The 23,806-nt window shown below is 43.2% G+C and carries 16 protein-coding genes and 1 other RNA gene; 6 read left to right on the top strand and 11 right to left on the bottom strand.

Annotated elements, in window-relative coordinates:
• The first annotated feature begins 35 nt into the window (after positions 1–35).
• From ACSX1H_RS13300 to ACSX1H_RS13280, 5 genes are all read left to right on the top strand, one after another.
• Positions 36–2,105, top strand: coding sequence for an OmpA family protein (locus ACSX1H_RS13300; protein WP_439184621.1), 2,070 nt, complete (start codon positions 36–38; stop codon positions 2,103–2,105).
• Between the two features lie 38 nt (positions 2,106–2,143).
• Positions 2,144–2,761: an SPOR domain-containing protein gene (locus tag ACSX1H_RS13295; RefSeq protein WP_439184619.1), complete on the top strand. Its 618-nt coding sequence runs from the start codon at positions 2,144–2,146 to the stop codon at positions 2,759–2,761.
• 20 nt (positions 2,762–2,781) lie between these two features.
• Positions 2,782–3,151, top strand: an RNA gene (gene rnpB / locus ACSX1H_RS13290) — RNase P RNA component class A.
• Between the two features lie 23 nt (positions 3,152–3,174).
• A complete protein-coding gene (locus tag ACSX1H_RS13285; protein WP_439184617.1) occupies positions 3,175–4,482 on the top strand; it encodes a YihY/virulence factor BrkB family protein in 1,308 nt (435 codons plus the stop codon).
• Between the two features lie 422 nt (positions 4,483–4,904).
• Positions 4,905–6,272, top strand: a complete 1,368-nt coding sequence (locus tag ACSX1H_RS13280) for a 3'-5' exonuclease family protein (RefSeq protein WP_439184615.1) — start codon at positions 4,905–4,907, stop codon at positions 6,270–6,272.
• Between the two features lie 39 nt (positions 6,273–6,311).
• Here the strand turns inward: ACSX1H_RS13280 and aroC are convergent, their stop codons facing one another.
• The 6 genes from aroC to ACSX1H_RS13250 all read right to left on the bottom strand — a co-directional run bounded on the left by aroC (position 6,312) and on the right by ACSX1H_RS13250 (position 16,360).
• Positions 6,312–7,388 carry a chorismate synthase gene (gene aroC / locus ACSX1H_RS13275; RefSeq protein WP_439184613.1) on the bottom strand — a complete coding sequence of 359 codons (1,077 nt, stop codon included), beginning with the start codon at positions 7,386–7,388 and terminating at the stop codon, positions 6,312–6,314.
• A 664-nt stretch (positions 7,389–8,052) separates the two neighbouring features.
• Positions 8,053–8,580 (bottom strand): FKBP-type peptidyl-prolyl cis-trans isomerase, encoded by a 528-nt coding sequence (locus ACSX1H_RS13270; protein WP_439184611.1) that lies wholly within the window; start codon positions 8,578–8,580, stop codon positions 8,053–8,055.
• A gap of 287 nt (positions 8,581–8,867) precedes the next feature.
• Positions 8,868–11,630 carry a S8 family serine peptidase gene (locus tag ACSX1H_RS13265; protein ID WP_439184609.1) on the bottom strand — a complete coding sequence of 921 codons (2,763 nt, stop codon included), beginning with the start codon at positions 11,628–11,630 and terminating at the stop codon, positions 8,868–8,870.
• Between the two features lie 81 nt (positions 11,631–11,711).
• Entirely contained in the window at positions 11,712–12,845 is a 1,134-nt protein-coding gene (locus ACSX1H_RS13260) for a hypothetical protein (RefSeq protein WP_439184607.1), read from the bottom strand.
• A gap of 185 nt (positions 12,846–13,030) precedes the next feature.
• On the bottom strand, positions 13,031–13,702 hold the full coding sequence (locus ACSX1H_RS13255) for a response regulator transcription factor (RefSeq protein WP_439184605.1): 672 nt from the start codon (positions 13,700–13,702) through the stop codon (positions 13,031–13,033).
• 246 nt (positions 13,703–13,948) lie between these two features.
• Positions 13,949–16,360 carry a TonB-dependent receptor gene (locus tag ACSX1H_RS13250; RefSeq protein WP_439184603.1) on the bottom strand — a complete coding sequence of 804 codons (2,412 nt, stop codon included), beginning with the start codon at positions 16,358–16,360 and terminating at the stop codon, positions 13,949–13,951.
• Between the two features lie 279 nt (positions 16,361–16,639).
• Here ACSX1H_RS13250 and moeB point away from each other — a divergent pair, with 279 nt between their 5' ends.
• Positions 16,640–17,761, top strand: coding sequence for a molybdopterin-synthase adenylyltransferase MoeB (moeB, locus tag ACSX1H_RS13245; protein WP_439184602.1), 1,122 nt, complete (start codon positions 16,640–16,642; stop codon positions 17,759–17,761).
• Positions 17,762–18,080: 319 nt separating this feature from the next.
• Here the strand turns inward: moeB and ACSX1H_RS13240 are convergent, their stop codons facing one another.
• From ACSX1H_RS13240 to ligA, 5 genes are all read right to left on the bottom strand, one after another.
• The gene (locus ACSX1H_RS13240) at positions 18,081–19,466 is read right to left on the bottom strand and encodes a COG3014 family protein (RefSeq protein WP_439184599.1); all 1,386 of its coding nucleotides are present in this window, start codon (positions 19,464–19,466) and stop codon (positions 18,081–18,083) included.
• 76 nt (positions 19,467–19,542) lie between these two features.
• A complete protein-coding gene (locus ACSX1H_RS13235; RefSeq protein ID WP_439184597.1) occupies positions 19,543–20,133 on the bottom strand; it encodes a penicillin-binding protein activator LpoB in 591 nt (196 codons plus the stop codon).
• A gap of 53 nt (positions 20,134–20,186) precedes the next feature.
• The gene (gene dapA, locus ACSX1H_RS13230; RefSeq protein ID WP_439184595.1) at positions 20,187–21,095 is read right to left on the bottom strand and encodes a 4-hydroxy-tetrahydrodipicolinate synthase; all 909 of its coding nucleotides are present in this window, start codon (positions 21,093–21,095) and stop codon (positions 20,187–20,189) included.
• 10 nt (positions 21,096–21,105) lie between these two features.
• On the bottom strand, positions 21,106–21,654 hold the full coding sequence (locus ACSX1H_RS13225; RefSeq protein WP_439184593.1) for a DUF6913 domain-containing protein: 549 nt from the start codon (positions 21,652–21,654) through the stop codon (positions 21,106–21,108).
• A 33-nt stretch (positions 21,655–21,687) separates the two neighbouring features.
• Entirely contained in the window at positions 21,688–23,691 is a 2,004-nt protein-coding gene (gene ligA, locus ACSX1H_RS13220; RefSeq protein WP_439184591.1) for an NAD-dependent DNA ligase LigA, read from the bottom strand.
• Positions 23,692–23,806 lie beyond the last annotated feature (115 nt).

Raw genomic sequence — 23,806 nt, 5'->3', positions numbered from 1 at the left:
TTAAGGAAATGAATTTTGGATTAAATAGTTAACCAATGAAACCTAATTCTCGCATATCGTTTCTTCTTTTAATGCTCTTGTTTGTTACAGTAGCTAACGGGCAGCGCAGTGAATTGAGGAAAGCACAAGAGTTTTTAGCTAATGAGGAATACTTTAGGGCTCTGGAGTATTATAATGAAGCCAGTGAACGAGGGGCACAGTTAAATACTCAGACAAAAATTGAAATGGCCAGATGCTATTTTAACCTCAAGAATGTCACAGAAGCACTGACTCGTTATGACGAGCTGCAAGAACATTTAACGGGTGTAGATATTGTCAATTTTGCTTCGTGCTGGCACCAGGAAGGTGGATATGATTTAGCCATTGAGTGGTACGAAAAAGCCAAAAAGCACGGCGCGAACCCACTTGATATGAACGAGCTGATTAAGTCGTGTAAGTGGGCCAACGAAAATGGAGCATTTAATCGCGATGTGGTGGTAAACCCCGCCAGTTTGCTTGTTGGGGATCAGTCATTTGGAATTCAGTACTTTAAAGAGGGTGTGGTTTATTCTGCTGAGAAAAAGGGTAAAAGTAAGGAGTTAGACCGTGCAGGAAAGGGCTTTTTAAACCTGGCTTATTCAGAGTTGGTTGATGGGGAAATTCAGGAAGGAAACACTTCGTTTTCCAAAAATCTGGAGTCCGCTTACCATGTTGGGGCTACTTCGTTTACCACCGACTTTAAACGTATTTATTACACTAAACCTGTACACATTAAAGGGGGAGATAGTCGTTTAAAAATTTTCACCTCAGAGTACGATGGAAAGGATTGGGTGAACGAAAAGGAGTTAAGTATTTGCTCTGATGATTATAATTTTGCCTATCCAGCAGTTTCACCTGATAATAAATATTTATACTATACCTCAACTGAACGTGGAGGATATGGAGGAAAAGACTTATGGCGTTCTGAAATTAAACCATCGGGTGATGTTGGTAAAGGTAAAAACCTCGGACCTGTTATCAATACATTTGGAGATGAAGCCTGGCCTTTTATCGACACAGCCGGAAACCTGTATTTTGCTTCCAATGGGCATTTAGGGTTTGGAGGACTGGATATATATATCGCGCGACGAGAAGGCGATAGTTTTGGCACACCGGTTAACTTGAGACAACCAATAAACAGTGGTAAAGATGATTTTGGCTATGTGCTTGATCCATCTGATGAAACACGAGGATTTCTGTCGACCAACCGTTTTGGTAATGGAAGTACAGACGCGATCTTTACCATTGCTCCGCCACGCGAAGAAGAGGAAAATGCAGATGCACCTCCTATTTTTGGATTGGATGAAGTACCGGTTGTTGATATGCAGGAAGAAGAACCGCCAGTAATTGTTGAACCTCCTGTTGAAACTGTGCCTGTTGTTATTCCGGTAGTTAAGAAAGAAGAGCCAGTTATTGATTTATCTCGCTTCCCGAAAGGGCTGTCATCAAAAATTACTTCAACATTTAACGGAGGAGTTATTCCCGGAGTATTAATTGTTATTACCGATGCCAATACCGGAGAAGAGCTACTGACTGGCATGACCGGTGACGATGGACGTATCAACCTGATTATACCGGATGAATATAAAAAGGATGAACAGGAATTTGAGCTATCCATCTCAAAAGGGGACGAGTATATCTCGAAGCGAATGATTGTTAATATTATGGAGATTGAGGACATTAACAATAATGGACTGATGCTGACACCTATCTTTAACGATGACGTGTTAGATGATATCGGTATGATGGAGATTCCTTATGTAGGTACTGAAATTACCAAAGAAGGACTGGCCATAATCGATCGCCTATCTACTTACTTGTTGCAAAACCCCAATATCGTTGTGAAACTAAACGGTCATACGCAAGCAAAAGGCAATATGTACAATAACCTCACTGTTTCGCAAAACATGGCCGATAAAGCCGAACAAATAATGATTAGTAAGGGTATTAACGACGAGCAAATGATTCCTAGGGGTTACGGTGAGCGGTATTTAAAAAATAAGTGTAAAAGGGGCGTGTACTGTTCCGATAGCCAGCATTTGGTGAATAGACGGATCGAGGTTGTTGTTTGGAGAATTCTGGAGTAACGATGAAGAAAAAGTTTAACGGTAATTGCGTATCAATAATGAAGTCGAGAATATTAATTATATCTGCTTTTATACTTGGATTAGCCTACCCGGCTAAAGCTGATAAGTTAGACGCTTTAAGAACCAATAAGAAGATAATTCGCATGAGCGAAGCTCAGGCTCCCTATTATGCCATTCAGATAATTGCTTTGGCAGAGGCGCCTCAAAAGCCTTCTTTTTTCAAAAATGTGGAAGTGGCAAGGGAATATCCATGTAAAGATGGGTTTTTGCGCTTTTGTGTGGGCCAATACAACAGTTATGAAGAGGCTAAGGCAGATGTGGCCGCTGTTAAGGCGAAAGGATATCAGCAAGCCTTTGTGGTGAATACGGGTAAATACGTGCTTGAGGGGCAGGCTGCATCTCTGGCCAGTAAAATTGATCCGAACAAAGTGTATACGATTCAGCTCAGCGCGTTTCGTTTTCCGGTTTATCTGTCCCATTTCAAAAATATTGATGATGTGATGGAGTTCCGCATGAAAGATAAAATATTCCGCTATACCACAGGGCGTTTCAAAGGTCATGAAGCCATGAAAGAGTTACAGCGAATAAAGGCAATGGGGTATAAAGAGGCACATTTAGTTGAACTGGATAAGTACTTACCCTTTAAGATTGAATAATTAATTGTACTTTTGTCACAATAGCAAGCCGGTCTATCGCTGCAGTCAATGGGCTGGAGAGGAAAGTCTGGGCAATACAGAGCACCGTGCTTCTGAATAGGAAGATGCTCGTGAGGGTATAGTAACGTAGCAGAAAATAACCGCCTTCGGGTAAGGGTGAAAAGGTGAGGTAAGAGCTCACCAATGAGGTAGGTAACTATCTCAGTTGTACGTCTTACGGATTGCAAGACCATGTATATCATAATTCCATTTTGGAGCAAAACTGCTCGTTTTGTTTCGCAAGAAGTTGTGAGGGGTAGGTCGCTCGAGGTAACAGGTGACTGTTATCCTAGATAAATGATAGACACTCCGTTAGGAGTACAGGACCCGGCTTACAGGCTTGCTATTTTTTTTTCCTCCTTAAATAATTCAGCATGAAAGAACGTTTAGCCAGGATTATTCACTTCTTCAACGAGGAAATTTGGCGCATAAGAGCCGATAAAACATCCAAACGTCAGTTTTTTCTTATTCGCATCATTCGTGTTCTTAGTATATCCATTAAGGGCTTTGTCAACGATAATTGCCAGCTCAAGGCATCTGCGCTTACTTTTTATTCGCTTTTATCGGTAGTGCCTGTTGCAGCACTGGCATTTGGAATCGCAAAAGGATTTGGGCTTGATGGTAAGCTGCAATCCATCATTACTGAGCGCTTGGAAGGGCAAGAAGAAGTATTGGAATTTGTTTCCAATTTTGCCTTAAATTATTTGGAACAGACTCCTGGCGGGGGAATTGCCGGAATTGGTTTAGTGGTGTTGTTTTGGTCGGTTTTAAAAGTGTTTGGCAATATCGAGCATTCTTTCAATGATATTTGGGAGGTAAAGCATGCCCGCTCCTTTATCCGGAAATTTAGTGACTATATCTCCCTAATGCTCATCGCTATTTTATTTATGCTATCCAGCAGCGGTATGCTGGTGGTTGTGGGCAATCAGCTGCGTGACCTGGGTTTTGAACACAATGGCATTTCCACGCTACTATTTTTGTCATCCCACCTTTTGGTGTGGGTGGTTTTCACACTTCTTCTGTACATCATGCCCAATACAAGGGTTAAGTTTAAAGCTGCCTTGTTTGGGGGTATTATTGCTGGCTCTTTATTTCAGGTGCTCCAATATGGTTACATTCATTTTCAAAGTTCAGTAACGAGCTATAATGCCATCTACGGTAGTTTCGCTGCTTTACCGTTTTTTCTTATCTGGATGCAGGCAAGCTGGTTGATTGTATTGTTGGGGGCAGAGCTGTCCTTTGCCTTTCAGAATGCCGATAGTTTTGAGTTTGATGCCGATACGCGCCGGGTTAGTTATGCCTATAAACGGCACGTATTGCTAATGGTGGCGTCCTATGTTATAAAGCGATTTGAAAGGGGCAAAAATCCACCAAATAATATGGAGCTGTCCAATGAGTTGAAGCTCCCTATCCGACTGATTAATGAAGTGCTGTATGAACTGGTCATCAGTAAGGTGTTTTCCGAGGTTACTGGTGAAGATGAGAAAGAAACGTTTTATCAACCGGCCTTGGATATCAATCAGCTGTCGGTGGCTAAGGTGATTTCAATGGTGGAAGCCAAAGGGAGCAGAGACCTCCATTTCGAAGAGACGGTTCATTTACAGAATCTTCATGAGATTCTTTCCGAATTTGAAAGGCTCCTTGAAAATAGTAAGCGCAATATATTGCTTAAAGAACTATAAAAACAAAAAGGCGGTAACTGAATCTCAGTTACCGCCTTTTTCTATGGGGACCGCACCACCCGGGATTATTTAAACTCCTGAAAACAGGATTTGAGTGCATGTAATTATCGATAATCCTCCGTACTATAAATAGTAACCACAAGGGCGAGGCCCGCTCTTTAAAAACATAGCGTCACTCGGTGCTTCTTTAGTGTTGAGTTTAACAATCTAAATACGACTGATGCGGAATGTCTTTGTCAATGATCGTATTGCAAATATATGCTTTTATGCGGCTGTATCAAAGAAAATACAAGGGTTTTGCAGCCATATGAACAGAAGGAGTTGATTAATAAAAAATTAAAATGTGTATTTTTACCATTACTTTAAAGATGATTGAGAGTGTTAGTGTTAAGTAGTTGTAAAGAAGAGAATTAAGGGGTTTTATGTATGTAATTGTGGATATTGAGACGACAGGTGGCAATATGAAAAATGGTAGGATCACTGAAATAGCCATTTATCGTCATGATGGGCATCAAATTGTGGATGAGTTTGTTAGTTTAGTGAATCCAGAGGCCTACATTCCTCCGTTTATAAGCTCCTTAACGGGAATCACCAACGAAATGGTGGCATCAGCCCCTCTCTTTTATCAAATTGCCAAAGATGTTGTTGAAATATGCCGCGGGGCTGTTTTTGTGGCCCACAATGCCGCTTTTGATTATAACTTTATCAAAGAGGAGTTCAGAAGTTTAGGCTATCAGTTTGAGATGCCCACTATCTGCACTGTCAAGCTGGCCCGTAAACTGTTGCCGGGGCATGCTTCGTATAGTCTTGGTAAGATTTGTCCGGAGCTGGGCATTGGTAACGATGCCCGACACAGGGCTGCGGGTGATGCATTGGCAACGGTGCAGTTGTTTGAAGTGTTGCTGAAAAGAAATAATGGACTGCTAAATCCTGAAGATCCTTACCAGGCCTTTTCTGCAGATGGGTTGCATGCACAAATGACCATCGAGCAAATTAAAGCCTTGCCTGCTTTAACTGGTGTTTATTACATCCATAACGAAAACGGTGAGCTGGTTTATATTGGGAAGAGTAAAAACATTCGTAACCGCATTATTACTCATTTGGGGAATCCCAAGACGAAGAAAGGGATCGAAATGAAGCAAAATGCGGCCGATATAAGCTGTTTTATTACCGGAAGCGAATTGGTCGCCTTATTGAAGGAATCAGAGGAAATAAAGCTGGAAAAACCACGTTATAACCGGGCGCAGCGTCGCTCTAAGAGCAAAATCGGATTATACCACTATACCGATCGGAACGGGTACTTGCGTTTGACCTTAAAGCCTAACACCGGTGTTGATATTCCCAGTGCGACCTTTGAAACCTTACAGGAGGGACGCGAACGGCTGTTTCAATGGATTGAAGAGTATGAGCTATGCCAGCAATTATGCGGCCTGTACGATGGCAATCATGGTTGCTTCCAATACCAGCTGAAAACCTGTAAAGGGGCTTGCGTAGGTGAGGAAATAGAGAAGGACTACAACCGGCGCGTACTTCAATTACTGCAAAAACTGTCGTATGGACATTCTAATCTGGTGATTCTCGATAAAGGGCGGAACGATGCCGAGATGGCCGTAGTAGTGGTGGAGAACGGTCGCTATCTTGGCTGGGGCTTTATTGGTGAAGATACCTGTATCCAAACACCTGAACAGTTTAAAGAGCACATCACCTATTATCACGACAATGGGGATACCCGCAGCATTATTTCCAATTATATCCGGCAAAAGAGGTATAAGAAGTTAATTCCTTATTAAAAGAAAAAGAGGCTGCCTTTTACGACAGCCTCTTGTGTTTTATCGGTACATCTTATTCACCAAAATATGGTCGGCTATGGTGATGGCAGCCATGGCCTCCACAATGGGTACTGCCCTGGGCAGTACGCACGGATCGTGTCGTCCCTGGGTAGTGGATGTTATTTCTTCGCCATTGCGGTTAACCGTATGTTGCTCCATCAGAATGGTGGCAATGGGCTTAAAGGCCACATTGAAATAGATGTCTTCGCCATTGCTGATGCCGCCCTGGATACCGCCTGAGCGGTTGGTACTTGTTCTAACGCGGTCGCCATCCATATAAAACTCATCGTTGTGCTCCGAGCCTTTTAGGTCGGTCGCCCCAAAGCCTAAGCCATATTCGAAGCCTTTTACGGCATTAATGGACAGCATCGCCTGCCCCAGAGTAGCGTGCAGTTTATTAAAAACCGGGTCGCCCAGTCCAACGGGCGCATTTTTTATGACACAACTGATGATGCCACCCACCGAATCCTTGCTTTTCCTTACCTCGTCGATGTAGTTAATCATCTTATCGGCTATGGCAGCATCGGGGCAGCGGACAATATTGTTTTCTGTATTCGCTAAATCGAGTGCTTCATAGGACTTATCCAGTTGGATGGGCCCTACCTTTGAGGTAAAGGCCTGAATGGTGATGCCCTGTTGCTGCAGCATGAGCTTGGCAATGGCACCAGCCACCACACGGGCAATGGTTTCGCGGGCAGAGGAACGGCCGCCTCCACGGTAATCTCGTATCCCGTATTTACTCTGGTAGGTGTAGTCGGCATGTGAAGGACGATACACATCGGCAATGTTACCATAGTCTTTGGAGCGTTGGTCCTTGTTCCAAATGACAAAAGCAATTGGCGTACCGGTTGCTTTGCCCTCAAAGATGCCTGATAAAAACTCCACTTTATCTTCCTCATTGCGAGGTGTGGTAATGGCTGACTGGCCCGGCCGACGACGATCTAATTCGCTCTGAATAAAGTCTTCATCGATAAATGTATTGGGCAGTACCCCTTCAATGATACCACCAACTGCTTTCCCGTGTGACTCACCAAAAGATGTGAGCTTAAATAGGGTGCCAAATGAATTTGCAGACATATATCGGCTTATATTTATAGATTATTAGAAAATGAAGTGTAAAAATAGTTGTTTATAAGCTATTGCCCAAGGTAAATGAATAATATCATTAAGTTGCATGCCTTTGTGGGTGGTGCATAATTTTTGAAAAATGGCTCTACAGTTCTGCGAGGGCATTTTTCAAATTGATTTTTGGACTTGACAGGTTGCGAGAAGCGTATATAATTTTTTGAGTTCGACTTGCACGGTTGCGAGGGCATTTTCAAAATTATTTTTTGGTCATGCAGGTTTGCGAAGTCATTTTTCAAATTGGTTTTTGGAATGGACAGGTTGCGAGAAGCATATAAAATTTTTTGAGTCTGTCCCGAATGGTTGCGAGAGTGGTTTCAAAATTATTTTTTGACACTGCAGGTCTGTGAGAGTATGTATAAAATTTGTTTTGGCTTTACTCAGCCGTGATAGTTCTTTAAGCAAACTATTTTTCCATATATAAGAGCTGTAAGAACGATTTGAAAGATTTCTTCAGGACTTTGCTCACCTATGAGAATAATTTCAGAACTCTTGTTTTGAGAGGGGATGACCAATGGGATTGATTGACTAGGTTTGCTTTGGTGTCGGCTTGTTGAAAGCCAATAAAAAAGGGAAGTGAAATTCACCTCCCTTATCGAATGTCGTCATAATCGTATTAACCACATGAGCATCCGCCGCCGCAGCCACCAGAGCCACAACCGGTACCACATGATTCCATAATTTCGTCTTCAGTTGCCTCGCGCACTTCCAGTACTTCACCTTTAAAGAACAGGTTATCGCCAGCCAGTGGGTGGTTAAAGTCCATTTTTACTTTATCGTCGCTTACCTCAAGCACCAGACCATTTAAGCGGTTACCATGTGCATCCTGCATTGGAACATGGTTACCAATTGTTAGAAGAGTTTCATCAATTTGCCCTTCCACTTCGAAAATGTTCTTTGGTATTTCTACGATAGCGTTAGGGTTAACTTCGCCGTAAGCTTCTGTTGCCTTAAGTTCGAAATCAAAAGCCGATCCTTTTCCCAGACCTTCCAATTTGTTTTCAAACATTTCCAGCATTTTGCCTGCACCGAAAACAAAGCCAAGTGGTGCTTCGGTTTCTGTTTTTTCAATTACTTCACCTTCAGCACTATTGGTACGCAATTCGTAGGAAAGGGTAACGAATTTATTTCTTCCTATTTCCATTTTATAAAATTTAGTATTGTAATTATTTCGTTTTAAAGGCACTTATTTACACAATAATCACGCCAAATAAAAAGTGTTATTCTAATGATTCTCTTTTACTTGATGTGAAAAACGCTGCAAAGTAAGCCACATTTTTTCAAACCATGCAAGTAATCGTACTAAAAAGACAGTAAAAGCTGAAAAAAGTTCAATGCCCCATCTAAAAAATTTTAATTGATAATGGATTTAAAAAATAGGTGGTGCGTGGCATACGATGGAATCAAAGGTTGTCGTGTTTATAGAAGACATTAAGGCGAAAGCAAAATTTTAAAAGTGTTACATGTGCCGTTGTACCGGAGCCTAATCAGATAGAGTCCACGTTCAGGATAAGGTACCTGCATCTGCGCCTGGCCTTGCAGAAATTCAAGTTGCCCGGAATTAACGCGCCTTCCCGTCACATCAAATAATTCCCAATTACCCATGCCGCTAAAGGGTATGCTTGATGAAATTTCGACCCTGTTATTATAAATCACTACCTGAGGTGCTGGTGTTTGGTGGTTGATAGATGTGGGAATGGTACTGATTACCGAAATATCATCAATAGCAGCTCCCATGCCGTGCAGGTAAAAATCGTCGTAATAAAAACCAATTTGTACGTTGGCCTTTGCTGCTTCGGGTGGCAATTGACAGCTGGCTTCTCGCCAGTCGGAACTGGCTATTGGTTGCATGACTTTAGTCCATTCTGCATCACCTACCTGGCGATACACCAGATGTAGTTCATCAATGACGTCATAAATACCAGTAACAAATACATAATTGAAGGTGACTGTGATATCGGTGTGGTTCTCGAGATTTATTGGAGGCGAGGCGGCGATATCGCTAACATGCGAATGCCATTTATTTATGCCTGAGTCGATCCATATAAACTCAGTTGTGTTTTCTTCCAGATTCAGGTAATAGGAGGTGAGGGAGTCTTTGTTACCTAAGCGCCAGCTATCTATTCTTTGCTGTATCTGCCAGTTAGCTATGCCGGATTCGAAATCGGTATAAAAAGGAGTTGAACAGGCTTGAAGGGGTGTTACCCGGATGGTGTTGGTGGGCAGGCTGTACTGTTCGTTATCATAGCTGGCCTTCACATAAAAATTGTAGGATGTGCCATTATCCAGCCCGCTAATGATTATTGTTGTGTCTTGGGTCTGAGCGACGGGCACTTTATCTTTATAAATAATGTAGTTGTTGGGAGATGATGCGGCTGGCTCCCAAAAGAGTTGAGCGGCGGCATCATCAATTCGATAACTTAAGTTTTTAGGAGGATAAATAGTCGCATTGCTCATGCATTGATTGATAATCAGGCTGTAGGTTTGCTCGCTGCCTTCGGTGATTGATGTCGCATGTACTCTGATCAGATATTCACCCGGTGGAGGCGTGGGAATTTGTACCTGCTCCACATTATCTTTTACATTGACTCCTTTACCAGCTGCCAACGAGGGGCTGGTAGGGTTTAATACCCAGGGCAGATAGCTTGTGCCATTGCTAAGGTTTTCGATACTTAGGTCGATATCATTGATCAGATTACTTACTGATAATTGTGTGTGGTCCTGAATAGTTCCGGGAGGATCTGTCCAGCAAAGCGTCACTTTTAATTCATCCTGATTATCAGAAATGTTTATGAGAAATGACTGTGTTTCATTAGGTTGAATCGTGCTTTCTTTGATTAAGGCACCTCCTGATGCATAGTTGTTTTGCAGGCAAGTGGCAGCTGCATAGGCATTTATCAATCCCCAGCCAAACTGATAATCGGGTCCGGGTGAGGGTCCACATTCATTTGCTGTGTTGATAAGTAGGCCTTTTATGGTAGAGGCTAAAAGGGCTATGCCAGGGCTAAGTTGTTGTTGCAGTTGTAATAGCAAAGTAATGGTACCTGTTGCTGAAGCAGCAGCCATTGAAGTGCCAGAGTAGGCAGCGTAGGCTGCTGCATCATCGCTGACAGATGATAGTACTGTTTCCCCGTTGGCCACCAGATCTGGCTTTATTCGCCCGTCGTTGCAGGGTCCCCAGGCCGAGTAGGGAGCTAGCTGAACCTCATCCGGATGGGTATAACCATTGGGCAAATCGAGAACAGAACCTATTGCCAGGTTATTTTTGGATACTGCTTTTGGTCCCAGACAATCATAGCCTTCGGGAGCTCCATCGATGTTGTGGATGGTGTTGCATTCCTGCCAACCATCGTTCCAGTCAAAGTGAGTGATAGGCTGTTGCTCAGGCCCCTCATTGCGATCATTACCAGCTGACTTGACCATGAGGTAATAGGGAGCCAGGTAGGCAATGTAATCGATGTCCCAGGAGCTGGAGTCATACAAGCCGAAAGACTCATCTAAAACTTCATTGAGGCTGGCATTGCCATACCAATACCAATTTTCGGATTCTGAATTGAATTTCCAGCCACAAACAGTGCCATATGAGTGGTTAGATAGCGCCAGTCCTTCAGAGGCTGCCAGTGCCATTTCTGCCATATCGTTGCTAAAATCATAGGCCAATAGGGAAGCTTTACCGGCCATGCCGGTGCTCAATGGGTTAATGCCTGCCGCCCCAATTGTACCGGCAATATGGGTGGAGTGATCCAGCAGAAATGGGGGGGTGTCACGTTGCCATATTCTGCCCTGGCCAGCAAATTCCTGGTGTAAATCGTAAAGTTTTCCGCCGTCCCATATGCCAAGTTCTATGCCCAAGCCATCTAGTTGAAATGGGGAAGAGCTTGCGGTCCAAAGTAAATCGGTAGAAATTGTTTGAGCCGCATTAAGATTATGGGTCATCTGAAAGACAGGCCGGCCATCCACAATGCGCTCAAGCGACTGAATGCCACCACGGCCACTCTTTATATGGCGCTTAATTTTGTGGTATTTTAAGAAGTTATCGATTAACTGCTCCTGCTCCTGATAGGCGGCTTGCTTAACACGTGCGTACTCCCTCAACTTGCGAATTGAATCATCAGGGCTAAACTTTTGATTTTTCTGAGCATTCAGCGCAGTTATGAAAAACAAGAGGATGACTATGTTAGTGATGTATTTCATTATTAATGAAGAAGATAAAATGAATGGCCAATTGTATAAAACGATTGACCATTCGCTGATTAGTTAGGCGACCATTTGGTATTACCGAACCCAAACAATATTGCTGTCGTCATGTACATACTCTAATATTTGATTACAGTCGTCGGCAAACTGGGCAAAACCACCAATGTTATCAGTTTTAAACCAGTTGTGTTCGGAATGATAAGTAAAGCTAGGCTGTTGGCCATAACCAAAATCAGCTATTGATGTTTCGAATAAGTCGTATACACTAATTTCTTCAATTGGTTCGGTAGCGTAAAGACCGTTCCATACAAGGAATCCAAGTTTAACTTCTTTCCATCTGTTTCGGTCGTAACCATTGTAAAATGAAAAATTGAAATAGAGCTTTCCATTATCATCGGTGAGCTGGTTCAGACCAAGCAGGTTTTTAAAGCTATGTACGTACTGAATCTTATCAACACATACCGTTCCCGTTTTGTCGTTGGCAGCGGCAAAGCAGCCCGCGGCAACATGTGGCCATGGTTCCTGCCAGTTGTAAAAGAATTCATAGAGGTGCTCATAGCCAAGTTCGAGGCAGATGTCGCAAATGCCCTCGTACCCTTCGTTTTCAATTAAGCTTTGGTATAAAGCAATATTTTCGCGGGGTGAATCAACTGTTTTTTCGCTTAAGTCGGGCCTAATTCCAAAAAGGCGACCGCAAAAGTCCAGTTGCAAAGTGGTCACATCTACTTCTGATAAGCCGTTTAAAGCTTCTCTGATGGCCTGATCCAATACTCTTTGTGGAGCTCTGAAGATGCTTGTTCTGCCAAATTCTACTTCCAATGGCCCGGCGCCCTCGTAGGGTTTCCTCTCATTGCCATCCATAATGAAATTTAGTTCTACTTCGCCTTCTTCATTTACCGAGCAAACATACTGCACGCCTTCATCTGTACCATCATCGGTGAGTGGTACACCGTTAACAAATGCCAATGGTTGCACAAAACCATCAGAATTGTAAATAGGCAAACCGTTGGCATCTCGCAATATGTACAACAGATCACCGTAGACAGTTCCTTTATCGGTACTGCCTTTGTTGCCGCGTTTTCCGTATTCCGGACCAACATCTGTCGGACGGTCAGAGTCGGGGTTGTCTATCCGTCCGCCCCACCTTTCGCAACCAATGCAAAAGAGAGACATCATTAAAAGTCCTAAACCTACCTTCGTAACTGTTTTCATAGCATAAAATTTAAGTTTGCTAATATTGATTGTACTTACTGGTAATTACAGTTTTTAGGCGAACCAATGAGAAACGTTAGGAAATGTAAAGTTATTGGGAGTAGTGGCCGTTTTCAATACACAGAATTATGAAACTATCTGGCAATTATGAGAATAGTTGTATTCGAAAGTAGAATTTAATCTACCTAATTTGTGGAGATGCACTTTCTATTGGAGCAGCCTACGCAAAATTGTTCGTCAGGCGTTTGCAACAGGCCTTCCCGGCATGCGTAGCGTAACAGACCAATATAGTTTTTGGAGCCAAACTTGGACATGATGTTTTTACGGTGGGTGCGGACTGTTGCTTCACTTATATTAAGCTGTCTGGCAATGCAGGAGGTAGTTTTCAGGCATACTAAGCCCAAGAGTACTTCTTTTTCACGGGTGGTTAACCGCCGTTCATCGGTGTTGTTGTATAGACGTTTAGAAAGGCTTTCGGCAATTGGGGCACAGAAGTATTTATTGCCTTGTGATACATTATGAATGGCTTCAAATAAATTGGCTTGCCCGCATGTTTTTAAAACAAAGCCATCAAGCCCTTTCACAAGCAATAGTTCGATAAACTCGTTATCCAGGTGATAACCAATGACTATTACGGGAAAACCAGACTCTTTTAACTGGATGACCTGGTTAACCAGCTCAGCATTAGGGTAAGTGGCTTCCAATATAATAAGGTCGATGTGTTTACGGTTGAGGCCTGACAGTTTTGAAAAGTGGATTTTATGACTGATGTGAAGAGCCGATTCCGATCGAATTAGGGCGAGAAGAGAGTCCGCCCAAAGTAGGTGCTTGTATATAATACTGATATTAGTAGCCATGTCTGATTAAAGATACATTCAATATTTTTAAATATCCACAGCTGTATTGTCCTTCCGAATAGCTCTGATGGGAGGAACAGACTTAATAATTGTTCGGGCTGGATGCCACTAATTGAAGATTTGCCCGAAGTTTAGTAAAGTATAGGTCACCTGTTTGCTGGCGATTCGCGAGGGAAGTGGCTTGTAGAAGGCAAAAAAAGAGGAAGGTTCCAACGAACCTTCCTACCGTCCAAAAATGGTTCCCGATTAAAAATCGTCTTCCATTCCTCCACCATTATCACCTCCATTGCGACCTCTTTTCTGCACAAAATTGTTAAGGCGATAGCTTAAAGTGAAGGAAATCATTGGTGCTTTTCTTGTCTGTTTCTGGTAATTGTAAAAATCAACTCCTTCGGTTATTGATATACGCTGAGCAGTGGCTAAAACATCGCGGGCCTGCACAACGGCTGATAATTTACGGTCAAAAAAGTCCATGCGCACCGCGGCATTCATGTAATAGCTTTCTTTTGTTTCTCCCTGAGCTGTTACCGATGGGCTGTCGTAATTACCATCAATTTGTAGCTTTAGGTTCTTTTTAATTACAAAAGAGTTGTTCATACGCGAGCTCCAGTTAAATGATGAGCGGTCTTCTACACCGTCATAATTGCTCTCAATACGGTAATCGTAAAGGTTCCCCATCAGATTCATTTCCCACCACTTGGCAATGGGCAGGTTAAGCATGGCTTCAACGCCTAATGAATAATCGGTGCCAATGTTATCGTAGGTACGCAAAAACACTTCAGTACTGCCTTCGTAAGGCATCACAATGCCTTGAATTTTGTCATGCGTAATGCGGTAATAGGCTTCCAGCGACAGCTGTGTTTTATTCCACTGTTTCAGGTATCCCACATCAATCGCATCAATGTATTCGGGTGATAAAGCCGGGTTACCACTTCGTACGTTGTACTGATCAACCCATGTGATAAAGGGCTCCAGGTACCAGCCCCGCGGGCGGTCAATGCGTCGTGAGTAGCTGGCCATAATCTGATTATCGGCCGGAAGCTGATAGGACAGGTGCAGTGTTGGGAATAAGTCCCAGCGATCGATGGTATAGGTTTCATTAACACCACTGGAGCTTATAGAGCGATCGGTATATTCACCGCGCAGTCCCAGCTGATAACCGAAGTCATTAAGGTTACCTTTATAAACAGAGTACAAGGCATAAATATTGCGGTCTAAAGTTGTGGTGTTTCTATTTTGTACGTCTTCTACAAATTCGCCTTGAGCAATATCCCAGTTAAACAGTTCTGTTTCATCATCACCAACGCCAGAGCGTCCCTGAAACCCTGCTTCAAATTTATTGTTTTCGCCAATTGGTTTGGTGTAATCCAGCCGCAGCTCCCACCGGTTGCTAGGGCCTGTTTCTGTTGTTCGTGTTCCGTCAGTTATCTGCCCTTCCTGCAAACGGAAGTTTTCTGAGTATTCATCACCATCATAGCCGCGATAATTGATCTGGGCAGCCAGTTCATGTCCTTTTTGGGCAAATTTATGAGTGTAGTTGGTTGTTAAGGAAAAATAGTTACCGCTTCGTTTTGATTCGTTAATGCTGTAATATTCAGCAATTGAATTGGCCGGTTGACGGGTTTCGGTGTAGTCTAACTGTGAGTCGCCACCCATATTAAATTTGCCCACGCGGGCACTGAACCCCAGAAAGTCCCGCTCACTGATATCCCAGTCGAGACCACCACGAACGCCCCCGCCATAAAAGGCGCGTTCATTCTCACCTTCGGCCTCTATGATTGTTTGTGAATCGCCTTGGTCGGTTTCACGACGGGTATAAGTGTTGCCCGGGAACGGGCGATCGTTATAATCGGCTCCTATATTAAAGTTCACCTTGTTTTTACGCCAGTTGAGTAAAAAATCACCACCATACATTCCATAGGTACCTGCTTTGGCGTTAATGAGGCCTTGCACCCCTTGTGTTCGGTTCTTTTTGGTGATGATGTTGATGATTCCACCTGTTCCGTCGGGCTCATATTTGGCTGATGGGTTGGTGATGATTTCGATGTTTTCGATGGTTGAGGCCGGTGTTTGACGCAACACGTCACTTGGTTCCAAAACGGTGGGCTTCCCATCAATCAAAACAGTAAAACCAGTACTTCCGCGCAGGGACACATTTCCTTCGATATCTACCCGCACAGACGGCACATTTTCCAGAACTTCAACAGCTGATAGAGAGGCTGAAGTCATCTGCTTACCAACTGATACTACTTTCTTATCTATATGAAATTCGACGGATTGCCGTTCGGCCACCACTTCTATTTCGTCGAGCGACTCGCTGGTTGAGCCAAGCGTGATGGTGCCAAGGTCTATCATATCACGACCTCCGTCAACCACAATATCGTCGTAGCGCTTATTTTCAAAGCCTAGAAATGACACCACGATGTAAAACTCGCCTTTTTGCAGGCCTTTGATCTTGAAGTTTCCTTCCTGATCGCTTACAGTACCTGTTACAACACTATTGTCGGATGATTTATAAATCGCCACCGTGGCATATTCCACCGGAACTTTTGATTTTCCATCATAGACCTTTCCTTTAACAATTCCTTCTTTCTCGGGCGAATTGGCCAACAACGAAAGGGAAACAAATAATCCAAATAAGAGGGTTAAAATCTTCACGTTTACTGTAATGTTAGTTTTTATAAAGTTTACTTATGTCAGACGCCATTTAGCTTCTATTCCTGCGCACAAGAGAAACAATAATCTTTCGAAAAAGATTAAATGTGTTTGCTAATGAGACTTAATTTGCAGGTGATGAGTTGCTTAAATCCTATTGAAAAAGTATGAACTTTTTTCTATTGTCGCGGCGCAAAGTGCAGCCGTAACAAAGGATTTACAAGCGTGCTTATTGTATCGTCTAAAGTAATTATCTTCACCTCCAAATTGAGAATATTTAACATGTTATTAACAGCACACGAGTTAGAACGCTATAGGCGCCACATCATTTTACCTGAGCTGGGCCATGAAGGACAGCTAAAACTCAAACAGGCTTCGGTGCTTATTATTGGAACAGGCGGATTGGGCTCTCCGGTGGCGATGTATTTGGCTGCGTCGGGGGTAGGGCATATTGGTCTGGTTGATTTTGATGTGGTGGATTTGTCTAATTTACAAAGGCAAATTATTCATCGTACCAGTTTTGTGGGGCAACAAAAAACATGGTCGGCCAGTGAGGCTCTTCGAGAAATTAATCCTCACGTTCGATTATCCGTTTTTGATCACCCGCTCAACAGAAACAATGCCCTGGAGATTATTCAGCAGTTCGACATTATTTGCGATGGCACCGATAATTTTGCAACTCGATATCTGATTAATGACGCTTGTGTTCTGGCTGGTAAGTTCAATGTTTTTGGGTCTATCCGTCAGTTCGAAGGGCAGGTAAGTGTCTTTGGTAGCCCAGATGGACCATGTTACCGCTGTTTGTTCCCCGAGCCCCCCGAGCCTGGTACTGTACCATCATGTGCCGAGGCTGGCGTTTTGGGCGTTCTTCCCGGTGTTATTGGTACGCTTCAGGCCACCGAAGTGATCAAACAAATTACGGGTATTGGAGCCCCTTTGGTAGGACGCTTGCTCAAGTATGATGCCCTGGCAATGCATTTTGGTGAAGTAAAGTTCAGGAAAGATCCCGACTGTGCCTGTTGTGGAGATAGCCCCAGTATAACAGAGTTGGTGGATTATGAAGCGTTTTGTGGTGCTCAGCAACAATGGGGGCATGCTGAGGAAGTAAGTGCTGCTGAATTATTGCAACTAATAAGTGATTCAACCAATCAATTGACTCTCATTGATGTGCGTGCGCCTTTTGAGCTGTTGGAAGGCGAAATTGAAGGAGCCATTAATATTCCGATGGATGATATCCCTGACCGGATGAATGATATTCCAAAAGAAGGGCCGGTGGTGGTGTTTTGTCATTTGGGTATGCGCAGCCGTCATGTTATTAATTTTCTGAAGAAGGAGGGGTTCAGTAACCTGATAAACCTGACGGGAGGCATTGCTGCGTGGCAAGCACTTACTGATAACCCATAAACATGGAAAGACTCAATGCGAAGAAGAATTTGATGGAAATTTCTTTTTGAATCTCTCCATGTATTATTAGGTTATGTATTTGGCTATGTCTTGAATAACGAAAATAATATTTGAAGAGTTGTTTATCGTAAAATCAATGTTAAATCAATCTGAAGTTTACATCTGTTTCTCTGCGATTTGCAAGTTCATAACATTACCTGCCAAGCAGGAGAGTGAAAATAGAGTGGCTTTTGTGGCCTATTTTGTAATGCTTAACATCGAAGCAGGAAAGTTGGTCGCACTCCCATTATAGCAGTAATTGCGGCTTTCTTTCGAATTTTTAATTGGCACTTTCCAGGTTGTGAAAGGCGAAAAATGTTGTTTGATTTTTTTGGATGTTGAAGGTAAACGGGACTTTATTGGTCAGGCGACCACTTGTACTTAGTTCAACCTGCTGCATCCCTTCGTCAAGGGGCACTCTGCAGTATGAAATGCTATAGGGCAGGGACTGCCAGTTACGTGTATCTGCCTTTTCCGTCATGGCATTAACGATGCTGACCAGGGCGCCCAGGTTCTCGTTCTCACTGCGCGCTAGCTCTTCAGTGGCTTTTTTTGTGGCTAAGCGGGCTATGCCAGATGCTATTTCTCTCACCATTCGATCTTTAAGGCATTGGAAAGCAATTGCATTCACATCTTCACCCAGCTCAAGCGGATACTCTTGTCCATTGGCATTAATGGTGGCTGCGGTGAAAACCGGTTTGCGTTCGCGGTATTTAGGAAATGCGACTCTTAAAAAAGACAGGTTCTTAAAGGCATTCTGCTGATCTCGCGATCGATTACCGATATAAATAGGGAAATTGAGGTTATATTCCTCATTGACCAGCGTTATCCAGCCATCGTTATAGCCCGTATTGGTAAAGTTGATACTCCACTCATCTTTTACCGGGCCAAAACCATTTAACCAGAAAAATACCAGATGGCCCTTTTCCGGGTCTTCTGGTACATATTCGTAACCAAATTTGTTCTCGTAAAAATCCAGTTCAGTGCCAAAGCCCAGTTGATAAGCTGAGCGCATCAGGTCATTCTTTAATTGCTCCGGCACCGCCATGCCAAACAGCTGCTTGTAATCCTCTTCATATATTTCAAGGGCATTACGGTACGCAATAAAGGCATCATTGGTGTTGCCTGCTGCTTCATAAATAAGGCCCATGAGGCAATGCGCAAAAGCATCGCGAGCATACTTATTTTTATTTTTCTTGTACTTGTCGTTTATCTGTTGAAGAACAATGTTTACACGGCGGCACTCAATAAGTGCTCCTTCGTAGTTCTTGAGGTAAATAAAGTTCAGTGCTTTGTAAAAATGTACCAATACGGCCTCAAAATCTTCGGGGCGGTAGGGTTTAATCATGGGGTTGGTAATGAGTGCCAGTGCTTCATTACCAAACGATTTGCTATAATCTTCGGCATAATAGTCGGCCTGATTAAAATAATCGATACTCTTTTGATAATGACCCGTCATAAAGCTTACAACACCCCGGTTACAGTAATACAGGTAGCGGTTTTTCCCTTCGGCAGCCTTTGAGTCTTTGGCCAGCTCTTTATCTGCCGCTTCAAATTGGCCTGAAGTGATAAGTGATTGTAGCTTTATGCTTTGTTCGAAGTAAGTTGCGCATCCTGCCAGGAGGATAATGAGGAGTAGGGGAGCAAAGCGTGTAAATTTCATCATTAGATAGGGCTGTTGGAAAAGAGATTAGATTAATGCCTGACACAAACTGTCGGGCATTAATCGTGTATACTAAGTTCTAATTGTTGATATACTTTTTAATTTCTTTATCACCAATCCATACAATTTCATTGGTTTCCAGGTTAGATAACTCCATATTTACCTTATAAAAGTTAACCCGCTCTTTTTTATAGGTATCAACAATCGAATTAATGTCTCCGTTAAGCATAAAGTCTGCTCCTAACTCTTTTCCCCAGGCTTTTGCCGTTTCCATGCTGGCAAATTCTTGTTGGGCGGCACGTTCGCGACGCAGTTCTTCCCGCTTATCGCCCGCCTGAACCAGGCGAACACGGCCACTGTTGATGAAGGCGCGCTCAACATCTTTCACAAACGTTTCGGAATTGATATGCTCGTGCGACTTATTGTAAATCAAGCCTACCACAACCACCGGCTTTTTGCCATTATTGTCGCTTTGGTGATTGCTTATCCAGGCACCACCTAATACCTGGTTAACCATTTCTTCGGCTACCAGACGTGAGTCAGTATCATTCCAACGACCACTTAGGTCAATTGTTTCTTTGGTATCAACGCGCTCCACTGTATGGGCACAGCTGCTGAGTATGCTGAGAACTAATCCGAATGCCAGTACGAATAAAAAATTTCGTTTCATAAGTAATAAGTTTAGATTTATGGATATTGAATAGTATTTCCAAAGTTGGGTAATCAAAAAGCATTCCAAAACTCAGACTGGAAGGCTCTAAATTGTGCTTTTAAAATAGTATAGGTTGTATCGGTGAGAGGAACCAATGGTAAACGTAGCTGGTTGTCAATGATCTCGCGCATTTCCAACACGGCTTTAATGCCTGCTGGGTTTCCTTCAGTAAAAACGCTGTGCATAATGTCTGATAAGCCATAATGCAGGCGGCGTGCTTTAATGTAGTCATTGTTTTGTGCAGCCTGCACCATTTGGCTGAATGCCTTCGGATAACCGTTGGCAATGACTGAAATTACCCCATTACCACCCAGGCTTAGGATGGGCAAGGTGGTGGCATCATCACCAGACAGGACCAGAAAACCCTCTGGTTTATGCTTGATGATATCCATTACCTGCATAAGGTCGCCCGATGCTTCTTTAACGGCGATGATACTCTCAAACTCATTAGCCAGCCTGATACATGTATCTGCCTCAAGGTTGCTGCCTGTGCGGGAGGGAACGTTGTATAGGATAATGGGCAGAGGCGATATTTTTGCGATGGTTTTGTAATGTTGGTACAGCCCTTCTTGCGTAGGTTTGTTATAGAAAGGGGTGACCGATAAAATGGCATCTATGCCATCGAAATCTGTTTTGTGAATGATATCAGCCAGCTGACTGGTGTTATTACCTCCCAACCCCATAACAATAGGCACCCGTCTGTTGTTGGCTTTTTTAATTGTTTTAATCACCTCAGCCCTTTCTTTATCGCTAAGAGTTGGGGTTTCGGCTGTTGTACCAAGAGCCACCAAAAAGTTGACGCCGCCATCTATAACAAAATCGACTAAACTGCCTAATGCCTGATGGTCAATCTGATTTTGTTGGTTAAATGGCGTTACGAGCGCTACTCCGGTACCGCTGAGTTGCTGTGGAGATATCATACAGGCTGGTTTAGTTGTTGTTTAATAAATTCAGATAGAAGGTAATTTGTTTCTTCAGTTCAGCTACATCTGCATTGGCGTTTAGTTCAATCATTAAGTCGTATAGCTCGTTATCGAGCCCGGCCTTACCAACTTTAAATTCGGCTTTCGATAGTTGTCCCAGGTAATCAATTGCAAAAGGCTGTTCAGTAACAAGTACAATTAACAAGTTAAAGGGTTTATCAACAAAAGCCTGAATGGCTTCTTTTTTAATGTTATAAAAGAAGCTGAAGTCTTTTCGGCAGGCGAAACTATAGGTGCTGTCGCCGATATAGTTGTCGTCTCTTTTCGCTTTATTAATGAATCCGAGGGCTTCAGGTTTAATGTCATTATCTTTTAACTCCCGAATTAGCTCCTTAACAATGAGGAAATTACTTTCCTGTGTTGCATCGTAAAGAATGCCTGCAGTCTGCGCTGTTTTCAGGTTGTGCACCTTTTTGTTGCGCGGTGATTTTTTTAACTGTTTTTCCAGCTTATACAGGGCTGCTTTTTCTCGTATCGTGTCAATAAAATTGCTCATTTGTCGGGTTGTTTCTAATGAATTTATTTTTGGTTACAGGTTGATCATTTGTTTAAACTCATCTTCAGAGATGATGGAGACATTCAGCTTCTCGGCTTTTGCCAACTTACTTGGCCCTATTTTATCGCCGGCTACCAGGTAGTTGGTTTTTGATGAAACGCCGCTTAGGTTTTTACCACCGTTTTTTTCGATGAGTGCTTTCAGTTCATCGCGCGAGAAGCTGCTGAAGCTGCCGCTAACAACAAAAGACAAGCCCTCAAGTGCTGTTGAGTGCTGGGCCTGTTCTTCATCTGAAAGTTCTAACTGAAGACCTATGTGCTTTAGTTGTTTAATCAGTTCCCGGTTTTCTTCATTGGCAAAATAGGCCATAACACTTTGAGCAATGCGTTCCCCAATCTCATCCACTTCGGTGAGTTGCTCCATGTCGGCATTCATTAAATTTTCAATGGTTTTAAAAGCCGATGCCAGTTTTTTCGCCACCGTTTCGCCTACATAGCGAATGCCTAAAGCAAAAAGAACCCGTGCAAAGTTAACTTGTTTAGAGGCTTCCAAGCCGGCTACAATGTTATTCGCCGATTTATCGCCCATGCGCTGCAAACCGGTTAGCTGCTGAGGTGTTAGGGCGTATAAGTCAGCGATGTTCTTTATGTATTCATGTCTGTAAAGCAAATCAATGGTTTCGTTGCCAATGCCATCAATATTCATTGCTTTTCGCGAAATAAAGTGCTCGATGCGTCCTTTAACCTGTGGCGGACATGTTGCGGCATTCGGGCAATAGTGAGCCGCCTCGCCATCGATGCGGATAAGCGGGGTGCTGCACTCCGGACAGTCAGCAATAAACTGCACTTTTAAAGCACCCGGCTGTCGGGCAGTTTCATCTACACCTACAATTTTTGGAATAATTTCCCCACCTTTTTCCACATACACCATATCATTTTCGTGCAGGTCTAGGGTATTGATGATATCCGCATTGTGAAGCGACGCGCGCTGAACCGTAGTACCCGCTAAAAATACAGGGTTCAGATTGGCCACTGGAGTTACGGCACCGGTTCGTCCCACCTGAAAAGTTACTGCTTTAAGTTGCGTGTAGCCTTGCTCGGCTTTAAACTTATATGAAATTGCCCATCGCGGCGATTTCGCCGTGAAACCTAGTCGGCGTTGCTGTTCGAGGCTGTTCACCTTCAGTACAATGCCATCAATGTCGTAAGGCAGGTTTTTACGCTCAGTATCCCAGTAGTTGATAAATTCAAACACTTCATCAATGGTTTTACACACTTTCATGTGTGGCGGTATTTTAAAGCCCCATTGGCTTGCTTTTTTCAGGTTTTCTGCGTGTAGGTTACTTGGGAGTTGATCGCCCAGCATGTAATACAGGAAACAATCGAGCGGGCGTTTGGCGACCAGTGAACTGTTTTGCATTTTTAAGGAACCGGCAGCCGCGTTACGCGGGTTCGCAAATGGTGCTTCGCCGGCTTCGTTTCGTGCTTGGTTAAGTGTTTCAAAACCTTTATGAGGTAAAAATATTTCGCCTCGTATTTCAAAGCTGGAGGGGTAATCTCCATTGAGTATCAAAGGGATGCTCCTGATGGTTTTAACGTTGGCCGTTACATCATCGCCCTGCACACCATCTCCGCGCGTAACAGCTCTTATCAGTTGTCCGTTTTCATAACTAAGGCCAATGGCTGTCCCATCGTACTTAAGCTCACAAACAATTTCAAATGGCTCATCTATCAATTGTTTGCTTATCCGGTTGTAAAAATCAGCAATCTCTCCTTCGTTGTAGGTGTTGCCAAGAGATAGCATGGGGTAGCGATGCTTTACCTGCTCAAACTCTTTATTGATATCGCTTCCTACCCGCTGACTGGGACTATTGGGATCAGCAAATTCAGGATGTTGTTGCTCCAGTTCAATCAGCTGCTGCATGAGCTGGTCAAATTCGTAGTCGGATATTTGGGGTTCATTCAGTACGTAATACTGATGATTATGGTGGTTAAGTAATGCTCTTAATTCTTGTATCTCTTTCCCGATATGCGGCATTCTTCTCTTTTTTACGTAAGGTTAACAAACAAAAATACAATAATATTTTATTCAGGATGCCTGTATCAGAGGTGATAATTACAGGTATTTGCAAAGAATAATTTTCCTGTGTGGC

Source organism: Carboxylicivirga taeanensis, assembly GCF_051851475.1.
Lineage (GTDB): Bacteria > Bacteroidota > Bacteroidia > Bacteroidales > Marinilabiliaceae > Carboxylicivirga > Carboxylicivirga taeanensis.
The sequence above is the reverse complement of the archived record's forward strand: the minus strand, read 5'-3'. Positions and strand labels throughout refer to the sequence as shown.

Excerpts from the sequence above, each read along its gene's own strand:
- ACSX1H_RS13300 (WP_439184621.1), top strand. The coding sequence starts at position 36 with ATGAAACCTAATTCTCGCATATCGTTTCTTCTTTTAATGCTCTTGTTT.
- ACSX1H_RS13295 (WP_439184619.1), top strand. The coding sequence starts at position 2,144 with ATGAAGTCGAGAATATTAATTATATCTGCTTTTATACTTGGATTAGCC.
- ACSX1H_RS13285 (WP_439184617.1), top strand. The coding sequence starts at position 3,175 with ATGAAAGAACGTTTAGCCAGGATTATTCACTTCTTCAACGAGGAAATT.
- ACSX1H_RS13280 (WP_439184615.1), top strand. The coding sequence starts at position 4,905 with ATGTATGTAATTGTGGATATTGAGACGACAGGTGGCAATATGAAAAAT.
- aroC (WP_439184613.1), bottom strand. The coding sequence starts at position 7,388 with ATGTCTGCAAATTCATTTGGCACCCTATTTAAGCTCACATCTTTTGGT.
- ACSX1H_RS13270 (WP_439184611.1), bottom strand. The coding sequence starts at position 8,580 with ATGGAAATAGGAAGAAATAAATTCGTTACCCTTTCCTACGAATTGCGT.
- ACSX1H_RS13265 (WP_439184609.1), bottom strand. The coding sequence starts at position 11,630 with ATGAAATACATCACTAACATAGTCATCCTCTTGTTTTTCATAACTGCG.
- ACSX1H_RS13260 (WP_439184607.1), bottom strand. The coding sequence starts at position 12,845 with ATGAAAACAGTTACGAAGGTAGGTTTAGGACTTTTAATGATGTCTCTC.
- ACSX1H_RS13255 (WP_439184605.1), bottom strand. The coding sequence starts at position 13,702 with ATGGCTACTAATATCAGTATTATATACAAGCACCTACTTTGGGCGGAC.
- moeB (WP_439184602.1), top strand. The coding sequence starts at position 16,640 with ATGTTATTAACAGCACACGAGTTAGAACGCTATAGGCGCCACATCATT.
- ACSX1H_RS13240 (WP_439184599.1), bottom strand. The coding sequence starts at position 19,466 with ATGATGAAATTTACACGCTTTGCTCCCCTACTCCTCATTATCCTCCTG.
- ACSX1H_RS13235 (WP_439184597.1), bottom strand. The coding sequence starts at position 20,133 with ATGAAACGAAATTTTTTATTCGTACTGGCATTCGGATTAGTTCTCAGC.
- dapA (WP_439184595.1), bottom strand. The coding sequence starts at position 21,095 with ATGATATCTCCACAGCAACTCAGCGGTACCGGAGTAGCGCTCGTAACG.
- ACSX1H_RS13225 (WP_439184593.1), bottom strand. The coding sequence starts at position 21,654 with ATGAGCAATTTTATTGACACGATACGAGAAAAAGCAGCCCTGTATAAG.
- ligA (WP_439184591.1), bottom strand. The coding sequence starts at position 23,691 with ATGCCGCATATCGGGAAAGAGATACAAGAATTAAGAGCATTACTTAAC.